The 25,105-nt window shown below is 66.1% G+C and carries 22 protein-coding genes; 8 read left to right on the top strand and 14 right to left on the bottom strand.

All coding sequences use genetic code 11. The features are described from left to right. Positions 1-9 precede the first annotated feature (9 nt). Positions 10-969 (bottom strand): D-2-hydroxyacid dehydrogenase family protein, encoded by a 960-nt coding sequence (locus tag ACIGJD_RS02825; RefSeq protein WP_483688203.1) that lies wholly within the window; start codon positions 967-969, stop codon positions 10-12. Between the two features lie 143 nt (positions 970-1,112). Here ACIGJD_RS02825 and ACIGJD_RS02830 point away from each other — a divergent pair, with 143 nt between their 5' ends. Continuing rightward, positions 1,113-2,306 (top strand): MFS transporter, encoded by a 1,194-nt coding sequence (locus tag ACIGJD_RS02830; RefSeq protein ID WP_483688204.1) that lies wholly within the window; start codon positions 1,113-1,115, stop codon positions 2,304-2,306. Positions 2,307-2,539: 233 nt separating this feature from the next. Here ACIGJD_RS02830 and aceB read toward each other — a convergent pair whose 3' ends face one another. Together aceB and aceA are read right to left on the bottom strand one after the other, a co-directional pair. Continuing rightward, positions 2,540-4,192, bottom strand: a complete 1,653-nt coding sequence (gene aceB / locus ACIGJD_RS02835) for a malate synthase A (protein ID WP_483688205.1) — start codon at positions 4,190-4,192, stop codon at positions 2,540-2,542. Between the two features lie 224 nt (positions 4,193-4,416). Then, entirely contained in the window at positions 4,417-5,733 is a 1,317-nt protein-coding gene (gene aceA, locus ACIGJD_RS02840) for an isocitrate lyase (RefSeq protein WP_483688206.1), read from the bottom strand. Between the two features lie 149 nt (positions 5,734-5,882). Here aceA and ACIGJD_RS02845 point away from each other — a divergent pair, with 149 nt between their 5' ends. After that, a complete protein-coding gene (locus ACIGJD_RS02845; protein ID WP_483688207.1) occupies positions 5,883-7,394 on the top strand; it encodes a helix-turn-helix domain-containing protein in 1,512 nt (503 codons plus the stop codon). Between the two features lie 19 nt (positions 7,395-7,413). Here the strand turns inward: ACIGJD_RS02845 and ACIGJD_RS02850 are convergent, their stop codons facing one another. Genes ACIGJD_RS02850 through ACIGJD_RS02865 form a run of 4 tightly spaced genes read right to left on the bottom strand, consistent with a single transcriptional unit; the run spans position 7,414 to position 11,882 of the window. After that, positions 7,414-8,670 (bottom strand): hypothetical protein, encoded by a 1,257-nt coding sequence (locus tag ACIGJD_RS02850; protein WP_483688208.1) that lies wholly within the window; start codon positions 8,668-8,670, stop codon positions 7,414-7,416. 53 nt (positions 8,671-8,723) lie between these two features. Next, a complete protein-coding gene (locus tag ACIGJD_RS02855) occupies positions 8,724-9,779 on the bottom strand; it encodes a TAXI family TRAP transporter solute-binding subunit (RefSeq protein ID WP_483688209.1) in 1,056 nt (351 codons plus the stop codon). Further along, complete coding sequence (locus tag ACIGJD_RS02860) at positions 9,763-11,214, bottom strand: sensor histidine kinase (protein WP_483688210.1); 1,452 nt, start codon at positions 11,212-11,214, stop codon at positions 9,763-9,765. Before ACIGJD_RS02860 ends, ACIGJD_RS02855 begins: the two co-directional genes overlap by 17 nt. Next, the gene (locus ACIGJD_RS02865; protein ID WP_483688211.1) at positions 11,211-11,882 is read right to left on the bottom strand and encodes a response regulator transcription factor; all 672 of its coding nucleotides are present in this window, start codon (positions 11,880-11,882) and stop codon (positions 11,211-11,213) included. Before ACIGJD_RS02865 ends, ACIGJD_RS02860 begins: the two co-directional genes overlap by 4 nt. A gap of 245 nt (positions 11,883-12,127) precedes the next feature. On the opposite strand from ACIGJD_RS02865, the gene ACIGJD_RS02870 reads away from it, so the two are divergent. From ACIGJD_RS02870 to ACIGJD_RS02890, 5 genes are all read left to right on the top strand, one after another. Then, positions 12,128-13,522 carry an MFS transporter gene (locus tag ACIGJD_RS02870; protein WP_483688212.1) on the top strand — a complete coding sequence of 465 codons (1,395 nt, stop codon included), beginning with the start codon at positions 12,128-12,130 and terminating at the stop codon, positions 13,520-13,522. A gap of 199 nt (positions 13,523-13,721) precedes the next feature. Beyond that, on the top strand, positions 13,722-14,012 hold the full coding sequence (locus ACIGJD_RS02875; protein ID WP_483688213.1) for a hypothetical protein: 291 nt from the start codon (positions 13,722-13,724) through the stop codon (positions 14,010-14,012). 9 nt (positions 14,013-14,021) lie between these two features. Next, the gene (locus tag ACIGJD_RS02880; RefSeq protein ID WP_483688214.1) at positions 14,022-14,636 is read left to right on the top strand and encodes a TetR/AcrR family transcriptional regulator; all 615 of its coding nucleotides are present in this window, start codon (positions 14,022-14,024) and stop codon (positions 14,634-14,636) included. A gap of 77 nt (positions 14,637-14,713) precedes the next feature. Then, entirely contained in the window at positions 14,714-16,462 is a 1,749-nt protein-coding gene (locus tag ACIGJD_RS02885; protein ID WP_483688215.1) for a pyruvate dehydrogenase, read from the top strand. A gap of 138 nt (positions 16,463-16,600) precedes the next feature. Next, complete coding sequence (locus ACIGJD_RS02890) at positions 16,601-17,875, top strand: serpin family protein (protein ID WP_483688216.1); 1,275 nt, start codon at positions 16,601-16,603, stop codon at positions 17,873-17,875. 70 nt (positions 17,876-17,945) lie between these two features. On the opposite strand, the gene ACIGJD_RS02895 is transcribed toward ACIGJD_RS02890, so the two are convergent. From ACIGJD_RS02895 to ACIGJD_RS02910, 4 genes are all read right to left on the bottom strand, one after another. Further along, positions 17,946-18,803, bottom strand: coding sequence for a hydroxymethylpyrimidine/phosphomethylpyrimidine kinase (locus ACIGJD_RS02895; RefSeq protein WP_483688217.1), 858 nt, complete (start codon positions 18,801-18,803; stop codon positions 17,946-17,948). 71 nt (positions 18,804-18,874) lie between these two features. Continuing rightward, positions 18,875-19,279: a hypothetical protein gene (locus ACIGJD_RS02900; RefSeq protein WP_483688218.1), complete on the bottom strand. Its 405-nt coding sequence runs from the start codon at positions 19,277-19,279 to the stop codon at positions 18,875-18,877. Further along, entirely contained in the window at positions 19,276-20,187 is a 912-nt protein-coding gene (locus ACIGJD_RS02905; protein WP_483688219.1) for a TIGR01777 family oxidoreductase, read from the bottom strand. Before ACIGJD_RS02905 ends, ACIGJD_RS02900 begins: the two co-directional genes overlap by 4 nt. Before the next feature lie 22 nt (positions 20,188-20,209). Then, positions 20,210-20,866, bottom strand: coding sequence for a TetR/AcrR family transcriptional regulator (locus ACIGJD_RS02910; protein WP_483688220.1), 657 nt, complete (start codon positions 20,864-20,866; stop codon positions 20,210-20,212). A gap of 195 nt (positions 20,867-21,061) precedes the next feature. On the opposite strand from ACIGJD_RS02910, the gene ACIGJD_RS02915 reads away from it, so the two are divergent. Continuing rightward, entirely contained in the window at positions 21,062-21,823 is a 762-nt protein-coding gene (locus ACIGJD_RS02915; protein ID WP_483688221.1) for a queuosine precursor transporter, read from the top strand. 102 nt (positions 21,824-21,925) lie between these two features. Here ACIGJD_RS02915 and ACIGJD_RS02920 read toward each other — a convergent pair whose 3' ends face one another. The 3 genes from ACIGJD_RS02920 to tgt all read right to left on the bottom strand — a co-directional run bounded on the left by ACIGJD_RS02920 (position 21,926) and on the right by tgt (position 25,093). After that, positions 21,926-22,864 (bottom strand): type IV toxin-antitoxin system AbiEi family antitoxin domain-containing protein, encoded by a 939-nt coding sequence (locus ACIGJD_RS02920; RefSeq protein WP_483688222.1) that lies wholly within the window; start codon positions 22,862-22,864, stop codon positions 21,926-21,928. Positions 22,865-23,020: 156 nt separating this feature from the next. Beyond that, positions 23,021-23,770, bottom strand: coding sequence for a dienelactone hydrolase family protein (locus ACIGJD_RS02925; protein WP_483688223.1), 750 nt, complete (start codon positions 23,768-23,770; stop codon positions 23,021-23,023). Positions 23,771-23,806: 36 nt separating this feature from the next. Continuing rightward, a complete protein-coding gene (tgt, locus tag ACIGJD_RS02930; protein ID WP_483688224.1) occupies positions 23,807-25,093 on the bottom strand; it encodes a tRNA guanosine(34) transglycosylase Tgt in 1,287 nt (428 codons plus the stop codon). Positions 25,094-25,105: the final 12 nt, after the last annotated feature.

Here is a 25,105-nt window from a genome sequence, read left to right on the forward strand (position 1 = left end):
CTTTCGGGTTCAGGCGGTGATGGTTCGGATGGGGGAGCCGGCCAACCAGGCGGTGACGTCCTCAAGGGCGCCGCCATAGAACTGCCGGTAGCTTTCCTGCGTGACGTAGCCCAGGTGCGGGGAGAGCACAGTGTTTGGTGCAGCCAGGAGGGGGTGGCCGGCCTGCAGGGGTTCCTGGTCGAAAACGTCTAAGGCGGCGCCGCGGATCCACCCGTTGTTCAGCGCTTTGATCAGCGCCTCCTGGTCCACCAGCGGCCCGCGGGCGGTGTTCACCAGGATGCCCTCGGGGCCCAGCAGCCGCAGTTCGGCCTCGCCCACCGTGTTCTCCGAACGCGGGGAGAGCCGCAGGTGAAGGGTGGCGACATCGGCAACCGTGAAGAGCTCCTCCTTGGACACCAGCCGGGCCCCGGCCTCCTTGGCTGCCTCCGCAGTGAGGTTCTGGCTCCACGCCACCACGTCCATGCCGAACGCCTGCCCGTAGGCGGCAACCCGCCGTCCGATCTTGCCCAGCCCCACGATGCCCAGGGTCTTTCCGGCCAGCTCCACCCCGACCGTCGACTGCCACGTTCCGGCCCGGAGGGAGGCCTCCTCGGCTGGGAGGTGCCGGGCGATGGCCAGCAGCAGGGCCCAGGTCAGTTCCGGCGCGGCCGTGGGTGAACCGGGGGTGCCGCACACTGTCACCCCGTGCTCGGCCGCTGCTTCCACGTCGATCGCGGCGTTCGCCATTCCGGTGGTGACCAGCAGCTCAAGCCCCGGAAGCTTCTCAAACACCTCACGCGGGAACGCGGTTCGCTCGCGCATGGCGATCACCATGGTGGTGTCCGCCAGCGCCGAAACCATGGCATCCCGGGAAGCGAAAGGCTCACGGTAGGACGTCACGGTGACCCCCTCCGCCTCCAGGGCCGCGAAGTCGGCGAAGCCGTGGGCCACGTCCTGGTAGTCGTCGAGGATGGCGAGGCGGTGCGTCATGGGTGTCCTTCCCAGCGTGCTGCGTCCTTGGGTCACGTTCATCGTATGGCAGCGCCGGCCGGGGAGGGTGCCTAAACTCCAGCAACGCCGGGCATGATAGCAATGGGAGTGATGAATCCACGCCCATTCCCGATTTTGCCCCTGTGAGCGGCCGCGTCCTCTCCCGCATCCCGAAGAGCTGGGTCCTGCTGGCCTGCATCGGCCTGCTTGCGCTGAACCTCCGCGGCCCCTTCGTTGCCGTCGCACCCCTGGTGGACCTCATGCAGGCGGAACTGCACTTTTCGCCGGTCATGCTGGGGCTGCTGACCAGCATCCCGGTGCTCTGTTTTTCACTTGCTGCTCCGTTGGCCTCACTGGCGGCCAGGAAATTCGGTGCAGAGTTCGCCGTCACGCTGACCATCCTGGGGGTCCTGGCCGGTGTGCTGGTGCGCTCCGCCGGGGGACCGGTGCTGGTGGTGGCCGGTACGGTGGTGCTCGGTGTCGCCATCACCGTGGGCAACATTGCTGTTCCCCTGATCATCCGGCGGGACTTTGCGCCGCGGCGGCAGGGAACCGCCATGGGGATCTACACCGCCGCACTGAACATCGGGTCCTTCCTGACCTCGGTCATCATGGCCCCGCTTGCGGCCGCGACTGGGTGGCGGCTGGCTTTGGCAGCGGTCGCCGTGCTGGCAGTTGCCGCGGTGGTGGTGTGGGTGCTGGCTGTTGGGCCCCGGACCGCATTCCTGGCCGTGGCTGAGGACGGCGGGGATGCACCCCAGGCCCCGGCGGCCCGTTCCGGCTGGATCACCTTCGGGCTCACGGCCGGGTTCGGTGGCCAGGCGTTCTCCTACTACGGCGTCACGGCGTGGCTGCCCAGCTACCTGCACGATGAGCTGGGCATGACCGCCGCGGAAGCCGGGGCCGCCTCCTCCATCTTCCAGATCCTTGCCATCGTGGGCGGGCTCGGCGTGCCATTTGCAGCCAAATATATGAGTACGACGGCGGTGGCGGTCACCCTGGGTGCCCTGTGGCTTCCCGTTCCCGTGGGGCTGCTTCTCGCACCGCAGCTGTGGTGGCTGTGGTCCACCTCCGGCGGCATTGCCCAGGGCGGCGGCATCACCCTCATATTCATCGCCATCATCAAGCTGGCCCGGGACCAGGCTTCCGCTGGCCGGATGTCTGCCACGGTCCAGGGCCTGGGCTACTGCCTCGGCGCCGTCGCCCCGCCGCTGGTGGGCTTCGTGCACGACAGCTCGGAGTCATGGACCCCGGCATTGCTTGTCATCCTGGCCTCGGTACTGACTTTCTTCGTCAGCACCACGCTGTCCGTGCGCCAGGTGCCGAAGGGACGCTAAGGCGACGTCCCGCCGTCGTCCGTTCCCTCCCGGCAACGCCCGCTCACGTCTCGTAGCGAATACGACGACGCCCGCTCACTTTCCTGGCGAAAGTGAGCGGGCGTGCCCGGGTTTTTCCGCATCAAGTGAGCGGGCGTTTGATGGTACTCCGTTGCCGGGCCGGCGCCCCGGATTTCGGGGGGGCCTGTTGCGAAGGGCGTGCCGGCCCGGCAAACGGAAGTTGTTATTCCTGGCTAGGCGGCAGCCAGCTCCTCGACCGTTGCCTTCTCGCGGGCTTCGGTCAGGTAGCGGGCGTAGGCGGGGAGAGTGAGGAAGGACGGGAACTCGGTGGCCAGGGTGACTTCCTCGAAGATGTCGCGGGCGTCCTCGAACCGGTCGCCGTCGAAGCGTTCCAGCCGGGCGAATTCCTCGTCCAGGAGCTCCTCCACCCACTCGTGGCTGACAATCTCGCCGTGGTCGGTGATGGCCCGGGCATAGATCCACTGCCAGAGCTGAGAGCGGGAGATCTCGGCCGTGGCGGCGTCCTCCATCAGGTTGTGGATGGCCACCGCGCCGTTGCCGCGCAGCCAGGACTCGATGTAGCGGATGCCCACTTCGATGTTGTTCCGGATGCCCTGTTCGGTGATGGTGCCGTGCAGGGAGGCGATATCGATGAGGGCACGGTCATCAGGGGTGACGTCCTCGCGGAGCTTACCGAGCTGGTTGGGGCGCTCGCCGAGGACGCCGTCGAACACCTCGCGGCAGATGGGCACCAGGTCCGGGTGGGCAACCCAGGAGCCGTCGAAGCCGTCGTTGGCCTCGCGGGTCTTGTCGGCGCGGACCTTCTCAAGGGCGTTGGCGTTGGCCTCGGGGTCCTTGCGGTTGGGGACGGCCGCTGCCATGCCGCCGATTGCCATGGCGCCGCGCTTGTGGCAGGCGCGGACCAGCTGTTCGGTGTAGGCGCGCATGAAGGGGGCGGTCATGGTTACCTGGCTGCGGTCCGGCATCACGAAGCGGGGACCGCGGGTGCGGAAGTTCTTGATGATGGAGAAGATGTAGTCCCAGCGGCCGGCGTTCAGGCCGGCGGCGTGGTCGCGCAGTTCGTAGAGGATCTCCTCCATTTCGAACGCGGCGGTGATGGTTTCGATCAGTACCGTGGCGCGGATGGTGCCCTGCGGGATGCCGAGCAGGTCCTGGGCCAGGATGAAGATGTCGTTCCACAGCCGGGCTTCAAGGTGGTTCTCGATCTTGGGCAGGTAGAAGTACGGGCCCTTGCCCTGGGCCAGCAGGCGGCGGGCGTTGTGGAAGAAGAACAGGCCGAAGTCCACGATGCCGCCGGCGATCGGCTGGCCGTCGATGAGCATGTGCTTCTCCGGCAGGTGCCAGCCGCGGGGCCGGACCACGATGGTGGGCAGGTCCCCGGCCGGGCGGAGCTTGTATTCCTTGCCCTCTTCACTGGTGAAGTCGATCCGGCGCTCCAGGGCATCAGTCAGGTTCAGCTGGCCCTTGATGACGTTGCGCCAGGTGGGGGTGGAGGAGTCCTCCATGTCCGCGAGCCAGACCTTGGCCCCCGAGTTCAGGGCGTTGATGGTCATTTTCTTGTCCACCGGGCCGGTGATCTCGACCCGGCGGTCTTCCAAGCCCGGGGCCGGGGGAGCGACCCGCCAGGAGGAATCGTTGCGGATGTGCTCGGTCTCCCGCAGGAACTGCGGATCGGCTCCGGCTGCGATGTCGGCCCGCCGCGTGCGCCGCGCCTGGAGCAGCTCCTGCCGCCGCTCGGCGGTGGCCCGGTGCAGCTTGGCAATAAAGGACAGGGCATCCGGCGTGAGCACCTCGTCCTGCCGGCAAATCGGCTGCGCAGTCAGGGTAATGCCATTGATGGTGAAGCTATCAGTGAAGCTGTTCATCTCAGTCTCCTTAAAGACGGAAGGGAAGTTCGACGGCGGGTAGCGGCACCAAAGGCGGGGAAGACGCAACGCCGAAGGAGCGGTGATGCGGCAGCCTGCGTAAAGGGGCCCTGTGCCCGCCCCCGACCGAGTTCTACGAGGTCATGGGGCGGGCATGGGGATAGCAGGCAGAGCATTGCCGCTCCGAAGGCGAAGGTGACCGGTCCGCCGTCGAACGCTAAGCGTTAGTGGAACTGGCCCTCTTCGGTGGATCCCACGAGGGCGAGGGTGGACGCGTTAGGGTTGAGCGCCGTGGAGATGCTGTCGAAGTAGCCGGTGCCGACTTCGCGCTGGTGCTTGGTTGCGGTGTAGCCGCGGGATTCGGAGGCGAATTCCTTCTCCTGGAGTTCGACGTAGGCGCTCATGCCGTTGCGGGCGTAGCCGTGGGCGAGGTCGAACATCGAGTAGTTCAGGGCGTGGAAGCCGGCCAGGGTGATGAACTGGAAGGTGAAGCCCATGGCGCCGAGTTCACGCTGGAACTTGGCGATGGTGTCGTCGTCCAGGTGCTTGCGCCAGTTGAACGACGGGGAGCAGTTGTAGGAGAGCATCTGGTCCGGGAACTCGGCCTTGACGGACTCGGCGAACTTGCGGGCCAGCTCCAGGTCCGGGGTGCCGGTTTCCATCCAGATGAGGTCGGAGTACGGGGCGTAGGCCTTGGCGCGGGCGATGCAGGGGTCGATGCCGTTGCGGACCTTGTAGAAGCCCTCGGCGGTGCGCTCGCCGGTGATGAATTCCTGGTCGCGCTCGTCGACGTCGGAGGTGATGAGGGTGGCGGCCTCGGCGTCCGTGCGGGCGATGACGACGGTGGGGGTGCCGGCAACATCGGCTGCCAGGCGGGCGGCGCTCAGGGTGCGGACGTGCTGCTGGGTGGGGATGAGCACTTTGCCGCCCAGGTGGCCGCACTTCTTTTCGGATGCGAGCTGGTCTTCCCAGTGAACGCCGGAGGCGCCGGCCTGGATCATGGACTTCATGAGTTCGTAGGCGTTCAGCGGGCCGCCGAAGCCGGCCTCGGCGTCGGCAACGATCGGGACCAGCCAGTCCTCGACGGTCTGGATGCCTTCGGAGAATTCGATCTGGTCTGCGCGGAGCAGGGCGTTGTTGATGCGGCGGACCACGGTGGGGACCGAGTTGGCCGGGTAGAGGGACTGGTCCGGGTAGGTGTGGCCGGAGTTGTTGGCGTCCGCGGCTACCTGCCAGCCGGAAAGGTAGATGGCCCGCAGGCCTGCCTTGACCTGCTGCACGGCCTGGTTGCCGGTGAGGGCGCCCAGGGCGTTGGTGTAGCCGCCGGTCTTGTGCTCCTCGGTGAGCTGCTTCCACAGCTTCTCGGAGCCGCGGCGGGCCAGGGTGTGCTCTTCGGAGACGCGGCCGCGGAGGCGGACGACGTCGGAGGCTGAGTAGTCCCGGGTCACACCTTCCCAGCGGGGGTTGGCGGCCCACTCGAGCTCCAGGGCGGCGGCCTGCTCTTCTGGCGTCTGCTGGGTTGGCTCAAATGCTGCAGTCATCGTTGATCTCCTTGATTGAGCTCCGGATGGAGTAGGTGGGAACCGCGTCGTTGAGGTTCCCACCGGCTTATCCGGTGCGGTGTTTCTTTCCGTGACAACTACTTTTCAGCACTTTCAATCCACTTTCTAGAGAAAAAGTATGGAAAGAAATGCAGTTCTTCACGTATTCTTCAGAAATGTCGCCTTCAAGCTGGAACAGGGACGTTTCCCAGCCAACCTCAGCCGCCGCAGCCGAACTGGACGTCATCGCACTGGGCCGCCGCGTCCGCCATTTGCGCAAACAAGCCGGGCTCACGCTCGATGACCTGAGCGCCGCCGTCGGGACCGCTCCCAGCCAGCTGAGCCTCATCGAGAACGGCAAGCGTGAACCCAAACTGACGCTCCTCCAGCACTTGGCGGCGGCGCTCAATGTCACCATCGACCAGCTGCTGGGCGCCGAGCCCCCGAGCCGCCGGGCTGCGTTGGAAATCGAGCTGGAACGGTACCAGCGGGGGCCGCTGTACGAGTCGCTGAACCTGCCCAGGATCCGCATCAGCTCGCGGCTGCCACTGGATGTGCTGGAGGCCCAGGTGGGGCTGCTGCACGAGCTGGAACGGAAGATGAACGAGCAGGTGGCCACGCCCGAGGAAGCCCGCCGCGCCAACGGTGAACTGCGGGCCATGATGCGGGAGCGCGGCAACTATTTCCCGGAGTATGAGGCCGAGGCGCAGAAGGTCCTCAAAGAGGTGGGGTACACCACCGGCCCGCTGAGCCAGCACGTCATCGCAGACATCGCCGAGCACCTCGGGTTCACCCTGCACCACGTGGGGGATCTGCCGCATTCCACCCGTTCCGTGACGGATTTGAAGAACCGGAAAATTTACCTGACGCAGAGCCAGCGGCAGGACCACGACCCCCGCTCGGTGCTGCTGCAGGCCTTGGGCCACTACGTTTTGGGCCACGAGACGCCCAAGAACTACGGCGACTTCCTGGCCCAGCGGGTTGCCACCAATTATTTTGCCGCCGCCCTGCTCCTGCCCGAGCAGGCCACCGTGGATTTCTTGCAGAAAGCCAAAGCGGCCAAGGAGATCGCGGTGGAGGATATCCGGGATGCTTTCGCCGTGTCCTACGAGACCGCAGCGCACCGCTTCACCAACCTGGCCACCAAGCATCTGGGCCTCACCACGCATTTCCAGAAGACGCACCAGAGCGGCATCATCTACAAGGCCTACGAGAACGACGGCGTGAATTTCCCCCAGGACCACACCGGCGCCATCGAGGGGCAGCCGTCGTGTAAGGCCTGGACTTCCCGCGCCGTGTTCGATGTTCCTGACAAGTTCAGTGCCTACAGCCAGTACACGGATACGCCGTCCGGAACCTACTGGTGCACCGCCCGCACTGAGAGGTCCGCCAGCGGTGAATTTTCGCTCAGCATTGGGGTGCCGTACCAGCATGTGAAGTGGTTCCGGGGACGCGAAACCACCGCCCGGGCAACGTCCAACTGCCCGGACCCCACCTGCTGCAAGCGTCCGCCAGCCGAGCTGGCCACCCAGTGGGCGGGCAACGCCTGGCCGTCAGCCCGGGCCCACTCCCACCTGCTGGCCGCCATGCCGCCGGGAGCCTTCCCCGGCGTGGATGAGACCGAGGTGTACAGCTTCCTCCAGGCGCACTCAGGGAGCTGATATTGGGTCGGGGCTGGTGTCAGTCGAGAAAAGGAGCTGTCAGGTTGTGCTTCTTTCTCCAATGTTGTGCTTCTCTTCTAGCCTTCCGGGACTCACGTCTCGGCATATGGTCCAAACGCAAATCCCACTGGGACTTTAAGGACTGCCAATTTGTGCATGCCCTTTGATGCGACAGCGTCCTTATAGCCAAGACAAGGTTGCGAATGGGATCCCACGCGCGCGGCTGCAAAGGGCTCACACGGAGAATGCCTTGGACGCAGGCGTACTGTGCTGCTCCCATGACAAGAACTGGAACTGTAACCGGCAAATAATCTCTGGCAAATACCCAAACACTCCCAGCGGCGAAGCCAAACGGAAGAACGATGGCTGCAAACTTCCAGAACGTGGTTGCTTTCGACCGGCTGTCCTTGGATGTGCGCAATGCCATGAGGGAAGCGCTCACGGCGAGAACCAGCACGAACAACCCAACAAATGAGAAGTAGATCCAGAGCATGAATAGGAACTGCCAATACGAACTGGTAATTTCGAAAGGGAAGCGGTGATACGTGAGCGCAGTGACCAGTAGAGACGTAGATGCGGTGAGAGTCGTGATTGCCGCCCAGTTGAGCGTAATTCGCAACGCTTGCCCACTTTTGAGCGGTGGAAGATCCAAGCTCAGGCCCCAACGATTTCCCCAAACGTGCTCGAGTCGGCCCGCACGGTAAACAATGTCTCTTAGCTGCCATTGCCGCTGAATGACATGAAGCCCGAACGTCCTTCCCATGGGCCCAGCCACCAGCAAGAGCAGCCAGAGAATCGTGCAAGCCCCCGCAATCTCCATGGATTTCTTGTGCCAATCGGCCTCGCCGGAATGCAGCAATATCCAGGACATTGATCGATATGGCGCAGTAGCTGCTGTCAGAGTCAACAGGAATTGGAGGATGCTTCGATACTCTAATCGCGTCCAAAGCCGCACAGCGTCGTCAACGCCTAGTTCGTCCGGGGAGTGGCGATCGAGTCGGTTAAGGGCTAAGACCACACCAGCAACGGCCACAAACTGTGCCATCCCGGCTGCGTCCAGTGCGACGTAGTTCAGCGAATTACTGAGCTTCGAAAATGCCTCGGACGATCCTTCTGCGGAAGCGAAGCCGGGATTGCTGACCAGCAGTACAAGCATCACGTAAAGGACAAGGCCTCCGCCGAAGATTGGAGCTGCGTCCCAGGCAATATTTCTTCGCTCCTGGCGACCAGTCTCGTGAAGGTGATTTACAGATGCCAACATTCCGGGACCAAACATGTCATCACATTAGGGGCGACCTGTGACAGTTTCTTCTAGAGAGGTGCCTGCGTCTAGCCGTGGAGGGCCCGGTAGGCGTCCGCGGCGGCGGGGTGCAGGGGGACGCCGGCGGTGTTGATGAGGCTTTCCGCGCTGAGGAACTGCACGCCCAGGGTGGACTGCGGAATCAGCTCGCCGGCGTTGTGCACCAGCAACTGGACGGTCCGCTCCACGGTGGCGTTGTCCAGGTCGCTGCGGCACAGGAGCAGGTTGGGTGCGCCCACCGTCCATACCGCCGGGATTCCGGGGTAGCTGCCTTCCGGAATGAGGACTCGGTCGTACATGCCGCCATATCGCCGGCGCAGTTCCGGCAGCAGGCCGGACAGGTCCAGCAGTCTCAGAGCAACCTCCTGCTGGGCCGCGGCGATGGCAGCGGTGGGAACCCCGCCGGACCAGAAAAGGGCATCCACGCTTCCCGTCTTGAGGGCGGCGATCCCGTCATTCAGGCCAAGATTTTCGACGGCGGCAGTTCCGGCAGCGGGCGCGGCTCCGTCCGTTGAGGTGCCCAGCCCGGCCGCTTCCAGGAGCCTGGGAGTGGTGAGCGAGGTGCCCGATCCCGGCTGGCCCACCGCGACCCTGCGCCCGGCCAGCCCGGAAATATCCCGGATGCCGCTGTCCTTGCGCACCACGCAGTGGACGTAGTTTTCGTACACCTTCCCGATCGCGGCGATCTCCGCCGTCTCCCCGCCGGGTTGGCTGGCGGCGTCGGCCAGGGCTACGGCAAAGGCGGCCCGCCCGGCCCGCAGTTCCGCGATGTTGTCCAGGCTTCCGCCGGTGGCCACCGCCCGCGCGTGGGCGGCAACGCCGTGCCGTTCCAGGGCCGCGGCCAGCAGCGTTGAGAACTCCAGGTAGAACCCGCCCGGTTCGCCGCCGGCCACCACGAGATTCTCTGGCCGGTCGCTGCCGGTACAGGCGCTGAGGGCAGGCGGCAGGATCGCTGCGAGTCCGACGGCGAAGGCTGACTTCAGCACGAACCGTCGCCGCGGCAGGGGGCCAGCCTTGCCGGGGGAGCCGGCATGGCCCCAGGCACCAGAGCCATCCAGGGCACCAGGATCACGCACGGGCATCACCCCCGTTGGACGCCGGCTCCACACCGCCGGCGCGGGGCACAGGAAACTCGATCCGTGCTGACAAGCCATGCGGAGAGGCCTCGGCCAGCACCAGCCGGCCGCCGTTGGCCGCGGCAAGCTCACCCACGATCGTCATGCCCAGCCCGGTCCCAGGAATCGAAGAGTGCCGCGGGGACCGCCAGAACCGGGTGGCAGCGGAGGCGCGTTCTGCGGCCGGAAGCCCAGGACCGTCGTCGGAAATTTCCACAACCACCACGTCCTGCTCCGGCCGGACCCCCGCCGCCACCGTGGCACCGGGGGCGTACTTGATGGCGTTGTTGAGGAGTTCGCCCGCCATCTGGGCAAGCTCTGCCGGGTGGCAGACAACCAGCGCCGGCGGCCGCGGCGGCCCGGCGAGGACCAGCCGGCAGCCCGCCTGTTCCGCCAGCGGAGCTGCACGCTCGATCTCACCCTGAAGCACCGGATAAGGATCCACCGGCCGGGCAGGCAAATGCTCCCCGGAACTGCCGGCAGCCCGCAGGTAGCCTTCGGACGCCCGGTGCTCCGCCGCGGCAAGCTTCAGCACCCCGTCCAGGATCTCCTCCACCCGGTCCAGCTCCGCCACGGCACGCTCGGCCGCATCGTGTTCGCGGGCCGTCTTCAGCTCGAGTTGCAGCAGGTCAAGCCGCAGCCGGAGGGCACCCACCGGGTTTCGCAGCTGGTGCGAGGTATCGGCGATCAGCTGCCGCTGCGCCGCCATGCTGGCGCTCACGGTCCTGGCCATCGCCGTAAAGGACCGGCTCAGCTCCCGCAGCTCCGGTGGGCCGTCCTCCGGGAGCCGTTCCATCCGCCCGGTCCGCTCCAGCTCGTGCACCGCCGAATCCAGGCGGAGGACGGGCCTCAGGACCCAGCCTGTAACCCGTGCCGCCCCCACCAGGAGTATGGTGGCCAGCGCGAGCGCGGCCACGCCTACCCCCAGCCAGCGTTCGCGCAGCTTCTGCCGCGCCGTGTCCGCGTGGACGTCCAGGACCACTGCACCAAGGACCTGGCTGGCGCTGCCGAAGGGGCGGAAGATGACCTGGGAGCCGGAACTGAACGGCTCCAGCGGCTTCAGCGATGTGCCGCTCACATTCAGCCGGGCCAGGGACAAGGCAGTCTGCACATCCGCGCGTTCGGCGGACAGGCCGCCGGAGGCCAGGGTGGACGCCTGCACCCGCACCACTATTCCCTCGCCATACAGCCCGGAGTAGGTGTCCATCTCCCGCTGCAGGCGCACGGTGTCGCCGTCATTAGCCGCATCGAAGGCCACCTGCGCCACGCGGTTCAGCGACGCCGCCCGGTTGATCTGCAGTTCCTGGGTCAGTTCGCGGGATGCCGACGTGAGGATGGTGCCCGAAATCAGGAAAACCACCACCAGGCAGAGGACGCTGAGCACGCCCAGGACCCGCAGCCTCATGCGCCGGCCGCCTCCACCCGGTAGCCCACGCCGCGGACGTTGATAATGAAACCGGGCTTCTGCAGTTTCGCCCGCAGGCCGGTGAGGTGGACGTCCAGCGACCGGGATGAGGCCAGGAAGGCGTCGCCCCACAGGGCGTCGAGAATCTGCTCGCGGGTGACGACAGACCCCGCGTGGCGTGCCAGCAGGGCCAGGAGTTCGAACTCAGTGGCCGTCAGGGGGATGGGAAGGCCGGCCTTGAACGCCGTGCGCCGGTTCAGGTCGATGGCGAGGTCGTCCAGCACGACGACGTCCTCCTGCGGGGTCCTGCCCGCGCGCCCGGCCCGCCGGGTCACCGCCTCGATCCGGGCCAGCAGTTCCACCAGCTTGACCGGCTTGACCAGGTAGTCGTCCGCGCCGGACCGGAGCCCCAGCACCACGCTGCGCTCGTCGTCGCGGGCGGTCAGGATGAGGATGGGAACGTCGGTAACCTGCCGGAGTTTGCGCAGCACCTCCAGCCCGTCCATGTCCGGCAGGCCAAGGTCCAGGAGGATCACCTGGAAGTTCCGGTGGGACAGCAGCGCGTCGGCGCCGCGGGCGAGCCGCTGCGGGTGGTGCCCTGCGCTTTCGACGGCGGCGGTGAGGGCGCCGGCCATGGCGTCGTCGTCCTCGACGATCAGCACGTCCATTGCCATTCCTTGCTCTTGCCGCGGTTCCGGATCATCCCCCGCCTTTGGAGACTACCGCCTAAGGAACGGTTATGCCCGACGGCGGCGGCCCGGCAAAGCGGGCAAGGCGGGGAGGGCAGTCAGCCAAAACCTAAGGAAGTGTTAGGAAATGCTCCGCCACGTTGGTTGTGCGGTGGATCACCCATACCGTTGATGAGGCCCTCCGGCGTTGGAGGACGCACGTCACCACAAGGAGGAACTCACCGATGAGCACCCAAAAAACCGCGCCCTTATCGGAGGCCGCCCAGACCCGGCGTGCCGTGGGCAACATCCTGAAGGGTTCCGCGGGCAACCTTGTGGAATGGTACGACCTCTACGTCTACACCGTCTTCGCCGCCTACTTCCAGGCCCACTTCTTCAACTCCAAGGATGAGCTCCAGGCGGGCCTCGAAGCGATGGCCGTCTTCTCGACGTCCTTCCTCATGCGGCCCATCGGTGCCTGGTTCTTCGGCCGGTACGCCGACCGCCACGGCCGGAAGGCTGCGCTGACACTCAGTGTCACCCTGATGTCCGCAGGCTCCTTCGCCATCGCCGTGCTGCCCACCCAGGACGTCATCGGCTTGTGGGCCATGATCCTGCTGGTCCTCATCCGCGTGATCCAGGGCTTCTCCGTCGGCGGCGAATACGGCACCAGCGCCACCTACATGTCCGAGGCCGCCACCACCAAGCGCCGCGGCTTCTTCTCCAGCTTCCAGTACGTCACCCTGGTGGGCGGCCAGATGCTGGCCCTGCTGGTCCTGGTGATCCTTCAGAACGTCATGCCCAAGGGTGACCTGGGCGAGTGGGGCTGGCGCATTCCGTTCGCAATCGGCGGCGTGGCCGCATTGGTGGTGCTGTGGCTGCGGCGCTCCATGGAAGAGACCGTTTCCGCTGAACAGATCAACGCCGCCAAGACGCCTGCGAAGTCCGGCCAGGCACAGCCCGGCACACTCAAGCTGCTCTTCACCGGTTACTGGAAGCCGCTGCTGGTCTGCATCGGCATCACCCTGGGCGGCACCGTGGCCTTCTACACCTACACCAACTTCATCCTGAAGTTCATGAACGATACGTCCGGCATCGCCAAGACGGACACCTCCGTGATCAACTTCTGGGCCCTGTTCATCTTCATGCTGCTCCAGCCCGTCTACGGCATCATTTCCGACAAGGTGGGCCGCAAGCCCTTGCTGATGTGGTTCGGCATCACCGGCGTATTGTTCACCTGGCCGCTGCTGTCCACCCTGGCCGGCACCAAGGATCCGTTCACAGCGTTCCTGCTCATGATGGGTGGCCTGGTGATCGTGGGCGGCTACACCTCCATCAACGCCCTGGTGAAGGCTGAACTCTTCCCCGCCTCCATCCGCGCCCTCGGCGTGGGCCTGGGCTACGCCATCGCCAACTCACTCTTCGGCGGCACCGTGCCGCTGATCGGTGCGGCTTTCCAGAAGGCGGAGCGGGAGGACCTTTTCTTCACCTACGTCACCGTGGCGATCGCCATCTCGCTGGTGGTCTACATCTTCGCCCTGAAGAACAAGAAGGCCACCCACCTCGACGATGAGCAGGGCCACGCCTGGGAGCAGGCGCCGCAGGGCGGCGGCAAGGACAAGGACGCGCTCGGCGTCTAACGTTCGGGCGTCCAAAGGGACGTGTCTCCCAAGGAGGCGTACGACGGCGGCTGCCGGGCCGCCGTCGTACGCCTCCTTTTGCGTGCGTTAGGGGCCCTAGCGGCGGGTGCTCCGCCTGGCTGCCAGGAAACCGTGAACAGCGAACAACCGCGGAAGCACCAGATAGACCGCAGTGGGGACCACCGCCATGGTCAGCCCCATGGCACGGAAAATTGGGTGCCAATTTTCCATCAAGGGGGCGGAAGCGATCATTCCGATGGCAACAAGCGGGAAAATCGCCAGCCAGGTGATGACGGCCCGGACATGGATCGATATCGGCGCAGCCACAGCCACGGGCTCCGACGGGGTTGGCGCGGCCGGTCGGGCGCTCGCGGCGGCTGCGGGTTTTGTAACCGTGTCCATAGAAACTCCAACTAGTTGGTTGCTTTTGCTTGCATTGACAATAAAGGCGGTTGTTTACAATTGCAACTATTTGGTTGGAATTGCGTAGACTTATGTCATGGCATGGAACACGGAGCGGACCAAGGAGCTGCTGCTGGCAGCTGCCACCGAGGAGTTCAGTGCCAAGGGCCTGGCCGGCGCCCGGGTGGACCGTATCGCAGCTGCAGCAGGCGTGAACAAGGAACGCATCTACCAGTACTTCGGCAAGAAGGACGAGCTGTTCGATGCCGTCCTGGCCGCCGAAATGGTCCGGGTGATGACCGAGGTGCCCATTACGGGCAGCGGGCCGGCGGCGTTCGGCGAATACGCCGGCCGTCTTTTCGATCGGCATACCACCGACGGCGTTCTGCCCAGGCTCCTGTTCTGGGAGGGCCTGGAGCGGGGCGGGGATACCGTAAGCCGGGCCACCCGCTCCGACCATTGCGCCATCAAGGTGGGCCAGGTCCTGGACGTCCTGCCGGGGATCGACCGGACAGACGCGGCGGACCTGTTGATTACCGTCATCACCCTCTGCGACGGCTGGCCCGTGCTGCCCCAGATCGACACCCTTCTGGCCGGCAGCAGCGCAGACCGCACCACCCGGCGTCGTGCGTTCATTGTGCGGACCGCAACGCTGCTCGCTGAAGCCCTCGCGGCTGAGGCGAAGCCCGCACCGGAGGCCGCCCTGAACTAGGGGAGGCAGGGCGCTGAGGCGGGCGGACTATATTGGGCCATGTCAGAACACCACCACAAACGCGGGAGTCTGCATCCATGGCCAAGGAACTTGCCACCCAGCTCATCGAACAACTCCAGGCTGCCGGCGTGCAGCGGATCTATGGAATCGTGGGTGACAGCCTCAACCCGATCGTGGACGCCGTCCGCCAGACGGGAGGCTCTGCGAAGGGCGGCATCGACTGGATCCACGTCCGGCATGAGGAAGCAGCCGCTTTCGCCGCAGCGGCCGAAGCGCAGCTCACCGGACGGCTCGCCGTTTGCGCAGGATCCTGCGGGCCCGGCAACCTGCACCTGATCAACGGCCTCTACGACGCCAACCGCTCCGGGGCGCCCGTGCTGGCCATCGCCTCGCACATCCCCAGCAAGCAGATCGGCACGGACTTTTTCCAGGAAACCCACCCGGACCGGCTCTTCAACGAGTGCTCGGTGTACTCCGAACTGGTCAGCACCGCCGAGCAGGCGCCGCGCGTGATGCACAGCGCCATCCAGCATGCGCTGGGGCTTGGGGGAGTCGCGGTCGTGACCCTTCCCGGGGACATTGCCGGCCTGGAGGCTGTAGGTTCCACCCCTGCACCGGCCACCTTCCGGCCAGCCGCACTGGTGCCGGATCCCGCCAGCGTGCAGGAGCTCGCCGATGCGATTAACGACGCCGGCAAGGTGGCCATCTTTGCCGGTGCCGGCGTCGAGGGGGCGCACAGTGAGCTTATGGCGCTCGCAGAGCTGGCCAAGGCACCGGTGGGACACTCGCTGCGCGGCAAGGACTTTGTCCAGTACGACAACCCGTTCGACATCGGCATGACCGGCCTCCTCGGCTACGGGGCCGCGGCGGAAGGCATCGAGGACGCCGACCTGCTCATCCTCCTGGGAACGGACTTCCCGTACGACCAGTTCCTGCCGGACACCCGCACCGCGCAGGTGGACCGGGCAGCGCAGCGGCTGGGCCGGCGGACCGACGTCGACATAGCTGTCCACGGTGACATACTGCCCACGCTGCGGGCGCTGATCCCGCTGGTGAAGGCCAAGAAGAGCCGCCGGTTCCTGGACCAGATGCTGAAGAAGCACGACCGGCTGATGAACAAGGCTGTGGGCGCCTACACGCGGAAGGTTGAGAAGAAGCAGCCCATCCACCCGGAATACGCGGCGTCGCTGCTGGACCAGGTGGCGGCCGAGGATGCCATCTTTACCGCGGACACCGGCATGTGCAACGTCTGGACCGCGCGTTACATCAACCCGCTGGGCACGCGCCGGCTGATCGGGTCTTTCCTGCACGGCTCCATGGCCAACGCCCTCCCGCACGCCATCGGCGCCCAGCTGGCGTATCCGGGCCGCCAGGTCATCTCGGTCTCCGGCGACGGCGGCCTGTCCATGCTGCTGGGCGAGCTCATCACCGCCGCCGCGTACAAGCTGCCGGTCAATGTTGTGGTGTTCAACAACTCCACCCTGGGCATGGTGAAGCTGGAGATGCTGGTGGACGGCCTGCCCGACTTCGGCGTGGACGTGCCGGACGCGAACTACGCAGCCGTGGCACAGGCGCTGGGTTTCCACGCCGTGCGGGTGGTTGACCCAGGCCAGATCGAGGCGGCCTACCGGGAGGCATTCGCCCACCCCGGCCCGTCGCTGGTAGAGCTCATCACCGACCCCAACGCACTGTCCATCCCGCCCAAGATCTCCGGATCGCAGGTCCTCGGCTTCGCCACCGCCATGTCAAAGGTGGTGCTCAACCGCGGCGCAGGCGAGGCCGTGAGCATGGCCCGCAGCAACCTCCGCAACATCCCGCGTCGGTAAAGCGGTGCGCCGGTTCCCACACGAAACGGCACCAAATCGTGACCCGGGCGCGGTCCCGCTATCCTGTTGCCGGTGCTTGACTGGCGGTAGGCGGTTCTCCGCCATTATTCGCGGTTTGTACGGGCGTTGGGGGACGCGATGAAACGAAAGATTCCGGCACGTATTCTTGCGGGCGCAGCGGGCCTGGCGCTGGTTCTGACAGCCTGTGCGGCCTCGCCGCCGGCAGTGCTGAAGGCCGACGGCGTCGAACGCGTGTCGGTGGACCGGTCCGCCTACCAGGCCGAGCTGGCGCAGCTCCAGGCATCAGCCCGGAAACTGGGCGCAACGCTCCTCGCCAACGGCGGGGAGGGTGGAAACGGCAACGTCGTTGCGTCCCAGGGCAGCCTGCTGCTTGCCCTGGCCATGCTGCGCACGGGTGCGTCCGGTGCGACGGCCGCCGAGATGGACAACGTCCTGGACCTCCCCGCACAGCACCGCGACGAGGCGCTGGCCGCGCTGCTCGCTTCCCTGGAGGCTTTCGACGGCGACCCCGGCTCCGTGGACGAAAAGAACCCTCCACGCCGGCCGGTCCTGCACACCGCCAACGGCCTGTTCGTGGACAAGGGCGTGCCCACGGGGGAGGGTTACTTGCGGTCCCTGGCCCGATATTACGGTGCCGGCGTGTACCCGGTGGATTTCCAGGATCAGGGCACCACCAAACCGGCGATCGACGCCTGGGTGGACAAGAACACCGGCGGACGGACCAAAAGGGCACCCGCGGAATACCGCCGCGAGAACACCTTCAGCATGGTCAACACCGTGTATTTCGCCTCTGCCTGGAAGGTTCCCTTCGACCCGGCGGACACCGCAGACCGTCCCTTCACGACTGCCACGGGGGAGAAGGTATCCGTTCCCACCATGTCCGGCGTCCAGGACGTCTCCTTTGCCCGGGGCGAGGGTTGGCAGGCCGTCGACCTTCCCTACGCCGAGGGGTTCGTGATGCGGCTGGTTCTCCCCGATGCAGGGACCCCCGGCGCCGGGGTGCCATACCTGGCCGACGCCGCCCCGGCACTGGCCGCGGCTGCCCCGGAGCCTACGCAGATTTACCTACCGCACTGGGACCACAAGAGCACCTTCGAGCTGCGGGACGTCTTCGCTCGCCTCGGCCTGCGGGAGACGCTTGAGACCGCGACGGGCTTCGACTCCATCCAGCCTGGCCTGAAGATCACACAGGCCGCGCAGGCCGCCAACATCACCGTAGCGGAGAAGGGCACCATTGCGGCCGCCGCGACCCAGATCAACGCGCGATCGGTGAGTGGCACCGCCTCCTCGCGCACGATCTGTTTCGACCGGCCGTTCCTCTACGAGATCGTCCACGTCGAAACCGGGCTGCCGCTGTTTATGGGCAGGGTGTCCGACCCCAGCTCCTCATGAGACCTTCCCTGGGGATTCTGCAGGCCTGTCCTGACGTTCCCTCAGCTGCGAGGGAGCGTCGGGGCCAGGGCTAGCGCGGGCCGCCCTGCCACAGGGCATCGAAGGGGGCGCCGGAGGCAACCCGGTTCCGGATGCCGGCGGTGACGAATTCCTTGGCCGTCCGTGCCGCCTCCAGCGGACTGGCACCCTTGGCAAGCTCCGCCGTCACGGCCGCAGCCAGCGAGCAGCCGGCACCGGAGACAGCCACCTCGCCCACCTTGGGAGCGCTCAGGACCTCGAGGGTGTCGCCGTCGTAGAAGACGTCGACGGCGTCAGAGCCTTTCAGCCGAACCCCGCCTTTGGCCAGGACGGCGGCGCCGCTCAGCTCATGGATGCGGACGGCCGCGGCTTTGAGGGACTCGACATCGGTGATTTCCAAACCGGAGAGCGATTCGGCCTCGAAGTGGTTGGGCGTGACGAACGTGGCCAGCGGCAGGATCTGCGCCTTCAGGGCCTGGTCTGTGTCCAGGGCGTGCCCCGGCTCCTGGCCCTTGCAGATCAGCACCGGGTCCAGCACCACATTGGCGAAGCTGTTCTCCTGCAGGGCGCCGGCCACCGTGCCGATGGTGGCCGGGCTGCCCAGCATGCCGATCTTCACCGTGTCCAGGGCGGAAGGGGCGCCCGACGCCGGCCCGTACGCCGCCGTCGTTGCTTCCAGCTGGTCCGCGATCACCTGCTGGTCCACCGGGACGAAGCGGTGGTTCCAGCTGTCCTTGGGATCGAAGGAGACGATGCAGGTCAGGTTGGCGATGCCGAAGACACCGAGCTCCTGGAAGGTCTTGAGGTCGGCCTGCGCGCCGGCACCGCCGGTGGCCTCGGAGCCTGCGATGGTGAGGACGACGGCGGGGGCGTCCGCGGACAGCGTTGCGTCAGGGAATACGGAAGTCATGCACCCATCCTGCCACCCGGCGTCGGACGCGTTCCATGTGGTGGCGTACAGTGCGCCGGGACCCCGTATGGTCAGGGTTCCAGCGGTGCAGGTGCGGGTACCCCGGGTTGGTGCCCGGCTGCGTCATGGATGGTGACGAGGCCGGACACGGCAGCGCGCCCCAGGGCTGCGCAGAACCCCGTCCACAGGACTGTGCCCCACATGGCGGGCCAGTGGCTCCCGGTAATGAACATGAGCGTGAGCATCCCGGTAACCAGCCCTGCCGCGCCGACGGCCAGGACGTGCAGCAGTTGGTTGCGGACCGGCCGCATGCAAACTCCGGTAGCCAGCGCCAGGGGCATGCCTAGAAGCAGCGCGGAGAGCGTTCCGTAGAGATAGCCGGGGAAACCCAGGGGGAACCCGAAGACCAGGACTGTGAGGAACGCGCCGGCAAGGAACGCGCCGGGACCGAAGGTGACGCGCACCGGGCGGCTCATCCGTGGCCCTTGGCGATCTGCAGCAGTGCCCGCCCCAACTCCGGTTGGCTGTAGACAAAGCCTGCGTCCAGGAGCTTCTGCGGCTGGACCCACCTGCTTTTGAGTACCAACTCGGTTTCGGTGCGGATCAGCACGGCCCCGGCCCGCAGCAGCCACGCAGGGGTGGGGAGCCCAAAGCGCGCGCCGTAAGCCCGCCGCACCAGGCGCATCATCTCCCGGTTGCTGACCACGTCAGGTGAGGCCACGTTGACCGGCCCTGTGACCGCGGTGTGGGCGTGCAGGAAGCGGACACTGCGGTACAGGTCCTCCACATGGATCCAGCTGAAGCGCTGCCTGCCGTCGCCCATATGGCCGCCCAGCCCCAGCCGCGCGAGGTTGGCGAACGGCGCCAGTGCACCGCCGCCGCGGCCCAACGCGATGGCGATGCGCAGCGGGATCTTCCGGGTGTCCGGCGTGGCGGCGGCCTCGAGGGCTGCCTCCCAGGCCTTGGCCACGTCCACGGAGAATCCCGCACCCAGGTCGCCGTCGTCCTCGGACTGTGGACGGTCCCGGGCGTCGCGGTAGATGGTTCCCGTGCTGGCGTTCAGCCAGGTCGACGGCGGCTCCTGGCACTGCGCGATGGCCCGGCCGAGTGCCTCGGTGGTGGCCACCCGCGAGTTCAGAATCTCCGCCTTGTTCCGGTCGTTGTAACGGCACGAGACGGAGCGTCCAGCGAGGTTGACCACCAACCCGGCGCCGCTGAGCACCCGGACCATGCCGGCGTCGTCGTCCCACGCTGCCGCGGAACTGCCGGTTCCCTTGCGTCCTATGGTCCGCACCGTCCACCCGTCCTCCTGAAAACGCCGGCGAAGGTACGTGCCGATGAAGCCGGAAGCCCCTGCCACCACAACGGTCTTTGTGCTGCCCATCTTTTCCCCCAATGTTTCTTCCCTAATCGCGGATGCTGCGGCTCAGGTCCAGGACATCGTCCAGAACCTTGTTGACTCCCGGAATGCGGGCCAGTGATAGTCCGCGCGCAACGAGCGGCGCCGCTCCGTCCACCAGTTTCCGGGTTCGCTGCTGGCCTTCCGAGGTGTCGTAGACCCAAAACAGGGTGATGCCCATGTAGCAGAGCCACAGCAGTTCCGGCAGGTCAGCCCGCAGCTTCTTCGGCACGGCAGGTTTGGCACCATCCACCGTGTTCCTGAAGATGTCCAAGGATGCCTCCCTCGCGGTCGTGGAGCCTGCTGAAAAGGGGTTCACCGGTGACGTGGGCCGGATAGCGGTGGCCACGAAGTCCGCACCGAAGCGGTGGTACGGGGCCATGACGTCCAGGCCCGCATGAAGCGTGGCCTTCAACCGGTCGGCCAGGGCGGCGGTCCCGTCCAGCGCCTCCGAGGCCCGCGCCGCATGCTCTGCCTGTACCTGGATGTACAGCTCGTGAACCAGGTCATCCTTGGATGCGAAGTAGTAGTAGGCGTTGCCCACAGAGACGCCTGCCTCGGCGGCGATGGCGCGCATGGTGGTTTTCTCGAACCCGATGTCCCGGAACATGCGTAGCGCGGTGTCCGCCACCAACTGCCTGGTCAGTTCACTCTTCGCTGCCACGGCATCCCCATTCTTGAACGTGTTCAAAAGCAGTGTGCCACACTACTTGAACATGTTCAAAAAATGCTCTGCGCCGGTCAGCCCTGCTGCTCGAAGAGCTTTGTTGAGCAACGCGGTGCGAGAATGGCACGAGTGCTAATACAACCGGCCGCCCATGACGGCAGGCCGGCCAACCACTCCTGAACGGATTCCCTGATGACCCCTGCCCCCGGCCGCAGCGCCGTGCCCGAAGACATTCAGCAAACTGCCGCACGTTCCGCCGCCAGATTCGCGGACATCGGTTCGCCCTACTTCGGGATCATGCTGGCGGTCATGGCAGTGGTGCTGATCCTGTCCAACATCGGAGCGTCCAAGGGAGTGGCATTCGGCCCCATCGTCACCGACGGCGGCTTTTTCCTCTTCCCGCTCGCGTACATCCTCGGGGACGTGATCAGTGAGGTTTACGGCTTCAAAGTTGCCCGGAAGGCCATTTTCACCACCTTCGCGTTGTCTGTTTTCGCTTCCCTTTGCTACTGGGTGGTCATTGCGTTGCCCGGGTTCGACGACGAGTACGGCGCAGCCAAGCAGTCCGCCCTGGAAGGCGCCCTTGGCCCCGTGCCGCAGATCGTCCTGGCTTCGCTGCTGGCATTCCTGGCCGGGCAGACCATCAACTCCTGGATCCTGGTCCAAATGAAGGCCCGCACGGGGGAGAAATCCCTGTGGGCACGGCTCATGGGATCCTCGGGGGCCGGGGAGTTTGTGGACACGCTGATCTTCTGCAGCATCGCCGCGCCCGTCATCGGCATCGCCGACTTCGGCAGCTTCGTGAACTACGTGCTGGTGGGTTTCGTCTACAAGATACTGGTGGAGTTCCTCTTCATCCCCGTGACCTCGCTGGCCATCAACTGGGTCAAGCGGCGCGAGCCCGGTTACGGCGCCCCGGCCCGCCCCGCGGAAGCGGTGACCAACGCCGCATAGCTACCTCCCGGCGTCGTGCCTTCCGACTGCTGATCGCGTGGGATCGCCGGAAAGGTGCCGGATCGACGGAAATTACCGGCGTTTTGGTGCCCCGTGGCATGACTACCGCCGGAGCGCGCCAAGAACTTGGGCTTTGAACTCCTGTTCGCGGAAGAGGTCGGCCCATTTCACGCGGACGAAGGTCCAGCCGCCCTCGGTGAGGGCATTCTCCCGCTGCCGTTCCTGGTACAGCACTTCGGCGGCCGGTTTGTAGTCGAAGTACTTCGTTTTACCGTCGAATTCCAGGGCGACCTTCTTTTCCTTCCAGGCAAAATCAAGGCGGTACCGGCCCGCGCGCGTGTCAACGGTGACTTGGGGCTCCGGCAGGGGAAGGTTCAGCCGTATGAGGAGTTCACGGGTAAGCGTCTCACCGGCCGACTCCGATCGAGGATCTGCGTGGGTGAGCGCGAGCCGGAGCCACCGGATCCCACGGCTTCCCGGCAGGCCGTCAGCCATGCTTTCCATGACGGCTTTGTCCGCACCGAGCCGGAGGGCGTGGTCCATCAGCACCAGTGCCTGCCGGTGGCCCAGCATCATGGCGCAATCCACTACCGTCCGCTCAAGCGATGTCACCCGGAGGCTGCCGAGAGTCACCACATCCGCCTCCGTCCAGGGCCGGGTGTGGCCACGGACATCCTTGCCGAGCCGTTCGCTTGATGGGCTGCCTGGCAGCAGAAGGTGGATCAGGTCATCGACGTCCCAGACATACAAACGGTGCAGCCGGGCCGCCGAAGTGTGGCTGTACACATAGCCGCCTGCTGAGGAGGTCAGCGTCCCGTGGGCATGGGCGTAAATCAACTGCCTGCTGCGGACAGGCCCTGACTGCTTCTCCCACAGCTCGGAGCGGATGTAGCAGCCGTGGCGGAGGCGGACAAGCTTCCCGTGGAGCACCAGCGCCTTGATGGCCCGGGAATTGAGCCCGTGCTCGTGCAATTGTCCCGTCCGCCACAGGTTGCCGGTGCTCGGAAGGGCGGGGAGGCGGACCGGCTGCTGTGGTGTCATGCCGACACGATCCTGCAGCTGTGGCACCTCCGGAAGGGGCCGCCGTCGTCATGTGGACAACGTCCTGCCTCCCGGGCTCGCCGGAAATGTGCGGGGTCGCCGGAACGTTCCGGCGGGCCGGCAGCTTTCCGGCGGGTTCGACGGCGGCTGGCCGGCTTAGGCCTTCAGCGTACCGTCCAGCAGGGCGCGCAGTTCCTGGAAATGCCGCTCGGTGGCTTCCGGGTGGAACGCCGAGGTGTCCGCCATGGAGTAGCCGTGCGGCGCGCCCCCGTAGATCTCGTTGGATGCCTCCAGTCCCGCAGCCTGGAGCGCTTCGCCCAGGCGGGCCACGGCGTCGGGGGCCATGCTCCGGTCGTGGTCCGCGTGGCCGAAGACGAACCGTGCCCGCGCATTGCCGAGCCGCAGGTGCGGGCTGTCCGGATCCTCGGTTGCCAGCCCGCCGCCGTGGAAGCCGCCGCACGCTGCCACCTGTTCCGGGTGGGAAGTGGCGGTGCGGACCGCGAGCCGGGCGCCCATGCAGTAGCCGGTGGTGCCGATGGGACCGTCCGCGACGCTGTCGAGCTCGCGAAGGTCGCGGACCCACGCGTCAATGTCCGGACCGGCCTTGTCGCTGGTGAGGCGACCAACGCGCGGGAACGCAGCCTTGCCGGCAGCTTCCCGGCCCTCCTGGGTGGACATGTCTCCGGAGGGTGCCAGCTCGGCGACGGTTCCTTCACGGTAGAAGACGTTGGGCGCGAGCACCACGTATCCCCAGTCGGCGATGCGCTGGGCCATCTCCTGGATGCGCGGGCGCAGGCCGAACGCGTCCATGTAGAAGATGACCCCCGGGAACGGGCCTTCACCGGTGGTGGGTCGGGCAACGATGGCTTCGGCGGTGCCGTCTGCGGCAGGAATCTCGATGAACATGGGGGATACCCTACCGGAGGCGCCCTGGAGGGACGCTCAGGAGTAGTACCGGCCCAGGGTCTCGGCCTTGAAGTCGAAGAACGTGCCGGACTCGATGGCCAACCGGGCGTCGTCCACCATCTTCACCACGAACCGCTCATTGTGGATGGAGATCAGGGTGGCGGAAACCATTTCCTTGGCCTTGAACAGGTGGTGGATGTACGCCCGCGAGTAATTGGCGCAGGCGTAGCAGTCGCAGCCCTCCTGCAGCGGCCCGAAGTCCCGCTTGTACTTGGCACCGGAGAGGTTGAACCGGCCTTCCGGAGTGTAGAAGGCGGAGTTCCGGGCCACCCGGGTGGGGGAGACGCAGTCGAAGGTGTCGGCGCCGTTTTCGATGGCGGTGAAGATGTCATCCGGTTCGGAAATGCCCAGCAGGTGCCGCGGCTTGTCCTCCGGGAGTTCCTCGTTGCACCAGCGGACAATGGTGCCCAGGTTTTCCTTCTCCAGGGCACCTCCGATGCCGAATCCGTCGAAGGGCATGGCCCCAAGGTCCCGGCAGGCCTTGCGGCGCAGGTCCTCGTACTGGGCGCCCTGGATCACGCCGAACAAGGCCTGGTAAGGCTTGGCCGAACGTGCCTCCGTCAGCCGGAAGTGCTCCGATATGCACCGCTCCGCCCACAGCCGGGTGCGCTCGAGTGACTCCTCCTGGTACCGCCGCGAGTTCTGCAGGGTGGTGAGCTCGTCGAACGCGAACATGATGTCCGCGCCGATCTGGTGCTGGACCTGCATGGAGATCTCGGGGGAGAACCGGTGGCGGTCGCCGTTCAGGTGGGACTTGAACCAGACGCCGTCGTCGTCGATGTGCGCCAGGCGCTCCTTGCCGGGGGCCACGGCATCATCGGGCCCGGAGGTATCCACGGACTTCATGTCGATGACCTTCTTGAACCCCGAACCGAGGCTCATCACCTGGAATCCACCGGAATCAGTGAACGTGGGGCCGGGCCAGTTCATGAAGGCGCCCAGCCCGCCGGCCTCGTCCAGGATGTCCGGTCCGGGCTGCAGGTACAGGTGGTAAGCGTTGGCCAACAGCGCCTGGGCGCCAAGGTCCGCCATGGATTCGGGCAGCACGGCTTTGACCGTGGCCTTGGTGCCGACGGCGATGAACGCGGGCGTTTGGATCTCACCGTGCGGGGTGGTGATGGTGCCGGTACGGCCCAGGAACTCCCCGCCGTTGTCCGCCACCTGTGCGCCGGAGGGCGGGCAGGATTCCGCCAGGCGGGTGCCTACGGTGAAGGAGAACTGTGATTGGGTTCCAGGCAGGGCGAAGGCGGGGTCGGCAGGCACCGTACCAGTGTG

The organism is Arthrobacter sp. E1SS-5 (assembly GCF_057073715.1).

Bases quoted from the DNA above. Each gene is read 5' to 3' on its own strand.
- ACIGJD_RS02880 (WP_483688214.1), top strand. From the start codon at position 14,022: ATGGCATGGAACACGGAGCGGACCAAGGAGCTGCTGCTGGCAGCTGCC.
- ACIGJD_RS02850 (WP_483688208.1), bottom strand. From the start codon at position 8,670: ATGTTTGGTCCCGGAATGTTGGCATCTGTAAATCACCTTCACGAGACT.
- aceA (WP_483688206.1), bottom strand. From the start codon at position 5,733: ATGACTGCAGCATTTGAGCCAACCCAGCAGACGCCAGAAGAGCAGGCC.
- ACIGJD_RS02870 (WP_483688212.1), top strand. From the start codon at position 12,128: ATGAGCACCCAAAAAACCGCGCCCTTATCGGAGGCCGCCCAGACCCGG.
- ACIGJD_RS02915 (WP_483688221.1), top strand. From the start codon at position 21,062: ATGACCCCTGCCCCCGGCCGCAGCGCCGTGCCCGAAGACATTCAGCAA.
- ACIGJD_RS02905 (WP_483688219.1), bottom strand. From the start codon at position 20,187: ATGGGCAGCACAAAGACCGTTGTGGTGGCAGGGGCTTCCGGCTTCATC.
- ACIGJD_RS02925 (WP_483688223.1), bottom strand. From the start codon at position 23,770: ATGTTCATCGAGATTCCTGCCGCAGACGGCACCGCCGAAGCCATCGTT.
- ACIGJD_RS02890 (WP_483688216.1), top strand. From the start codon at position 16,601: ATGAAACGAAAGATTCCGGCACGTATTCTTGCGGGCGCAGCGGGCCTG.
- aceB (WP_483688205.1), bottom strand. From the start codon at position 4,192: ATGAACAGCTTCACTGATAGCTTCACCATCAATGGCATTACCCTGACT.
- ACIGJD_RS02920 (WP_483688222.1), bottom strand. From the start codon at position 22,864: ATGACACCACAGCAGCCGGTCCGCCTCCCCGCCCTTCCGAGCACCGGC.
- ACIGJD_RS02875 (WP_483688213.1), top strand. From the start codon at position 13,722: ATGGCACGGAAAATTGGGTGCCAATTTTCCATCAAGGGGGCGGAAGCG.
- ACIGJD_RS02865 (WP_483688211.1), bottom strand. From the start codon at position 11,882: ATGGACGTGCTGATCGTCGAGGACGACGACGCCATGGCCGGCGCCCTC.
- ACIGJD_RS02895 (WP_483688217.1), bottom strand. From the start codon at position 18,803: ATGACTTCCGTATTCCCTGACGCAACGCTGTCCGCGGACGCCCCCGCC.
- ACIGJD_RS02845 (WP_483688207.1), top strand. From the start codon at position 5,883: ATGCAGTTCTTCACGTATTCTTCAGAAATGTCGCCTTCAAGCTGGAAC.
- ACIGJD_RS02900 (WP_483688218.1), bottom strand. From the start codon at position 19,279: ATGAGCCGCCCGGTGCGCGTCACCTTCGGTCCCGGCGCGTTCCTTGCC.
- ACIGJD_RS02825 (WP_483688203.1), bottom strand. From the start codon at position 969: ATGACGCACCGCCTCGCCATCCTCGACGACTACCAGGACGTGGCCCAC.
- ACIGJD_RS02885 (WP_483688215.1), top strand. From the start codon at position 14,714: ATGGCCAAGGAACTTGCCACCCAGCTCATCGAACAACTCCAGGCTGCC.
- ACIGJD_RS02860 (WP_483688210.1), bottom strand. From the start codon at position 11,214: ATGAGGCTGCGGGTCCTGGGCGTGCTCAGCGTCCTCTGCCTGGTGGTG.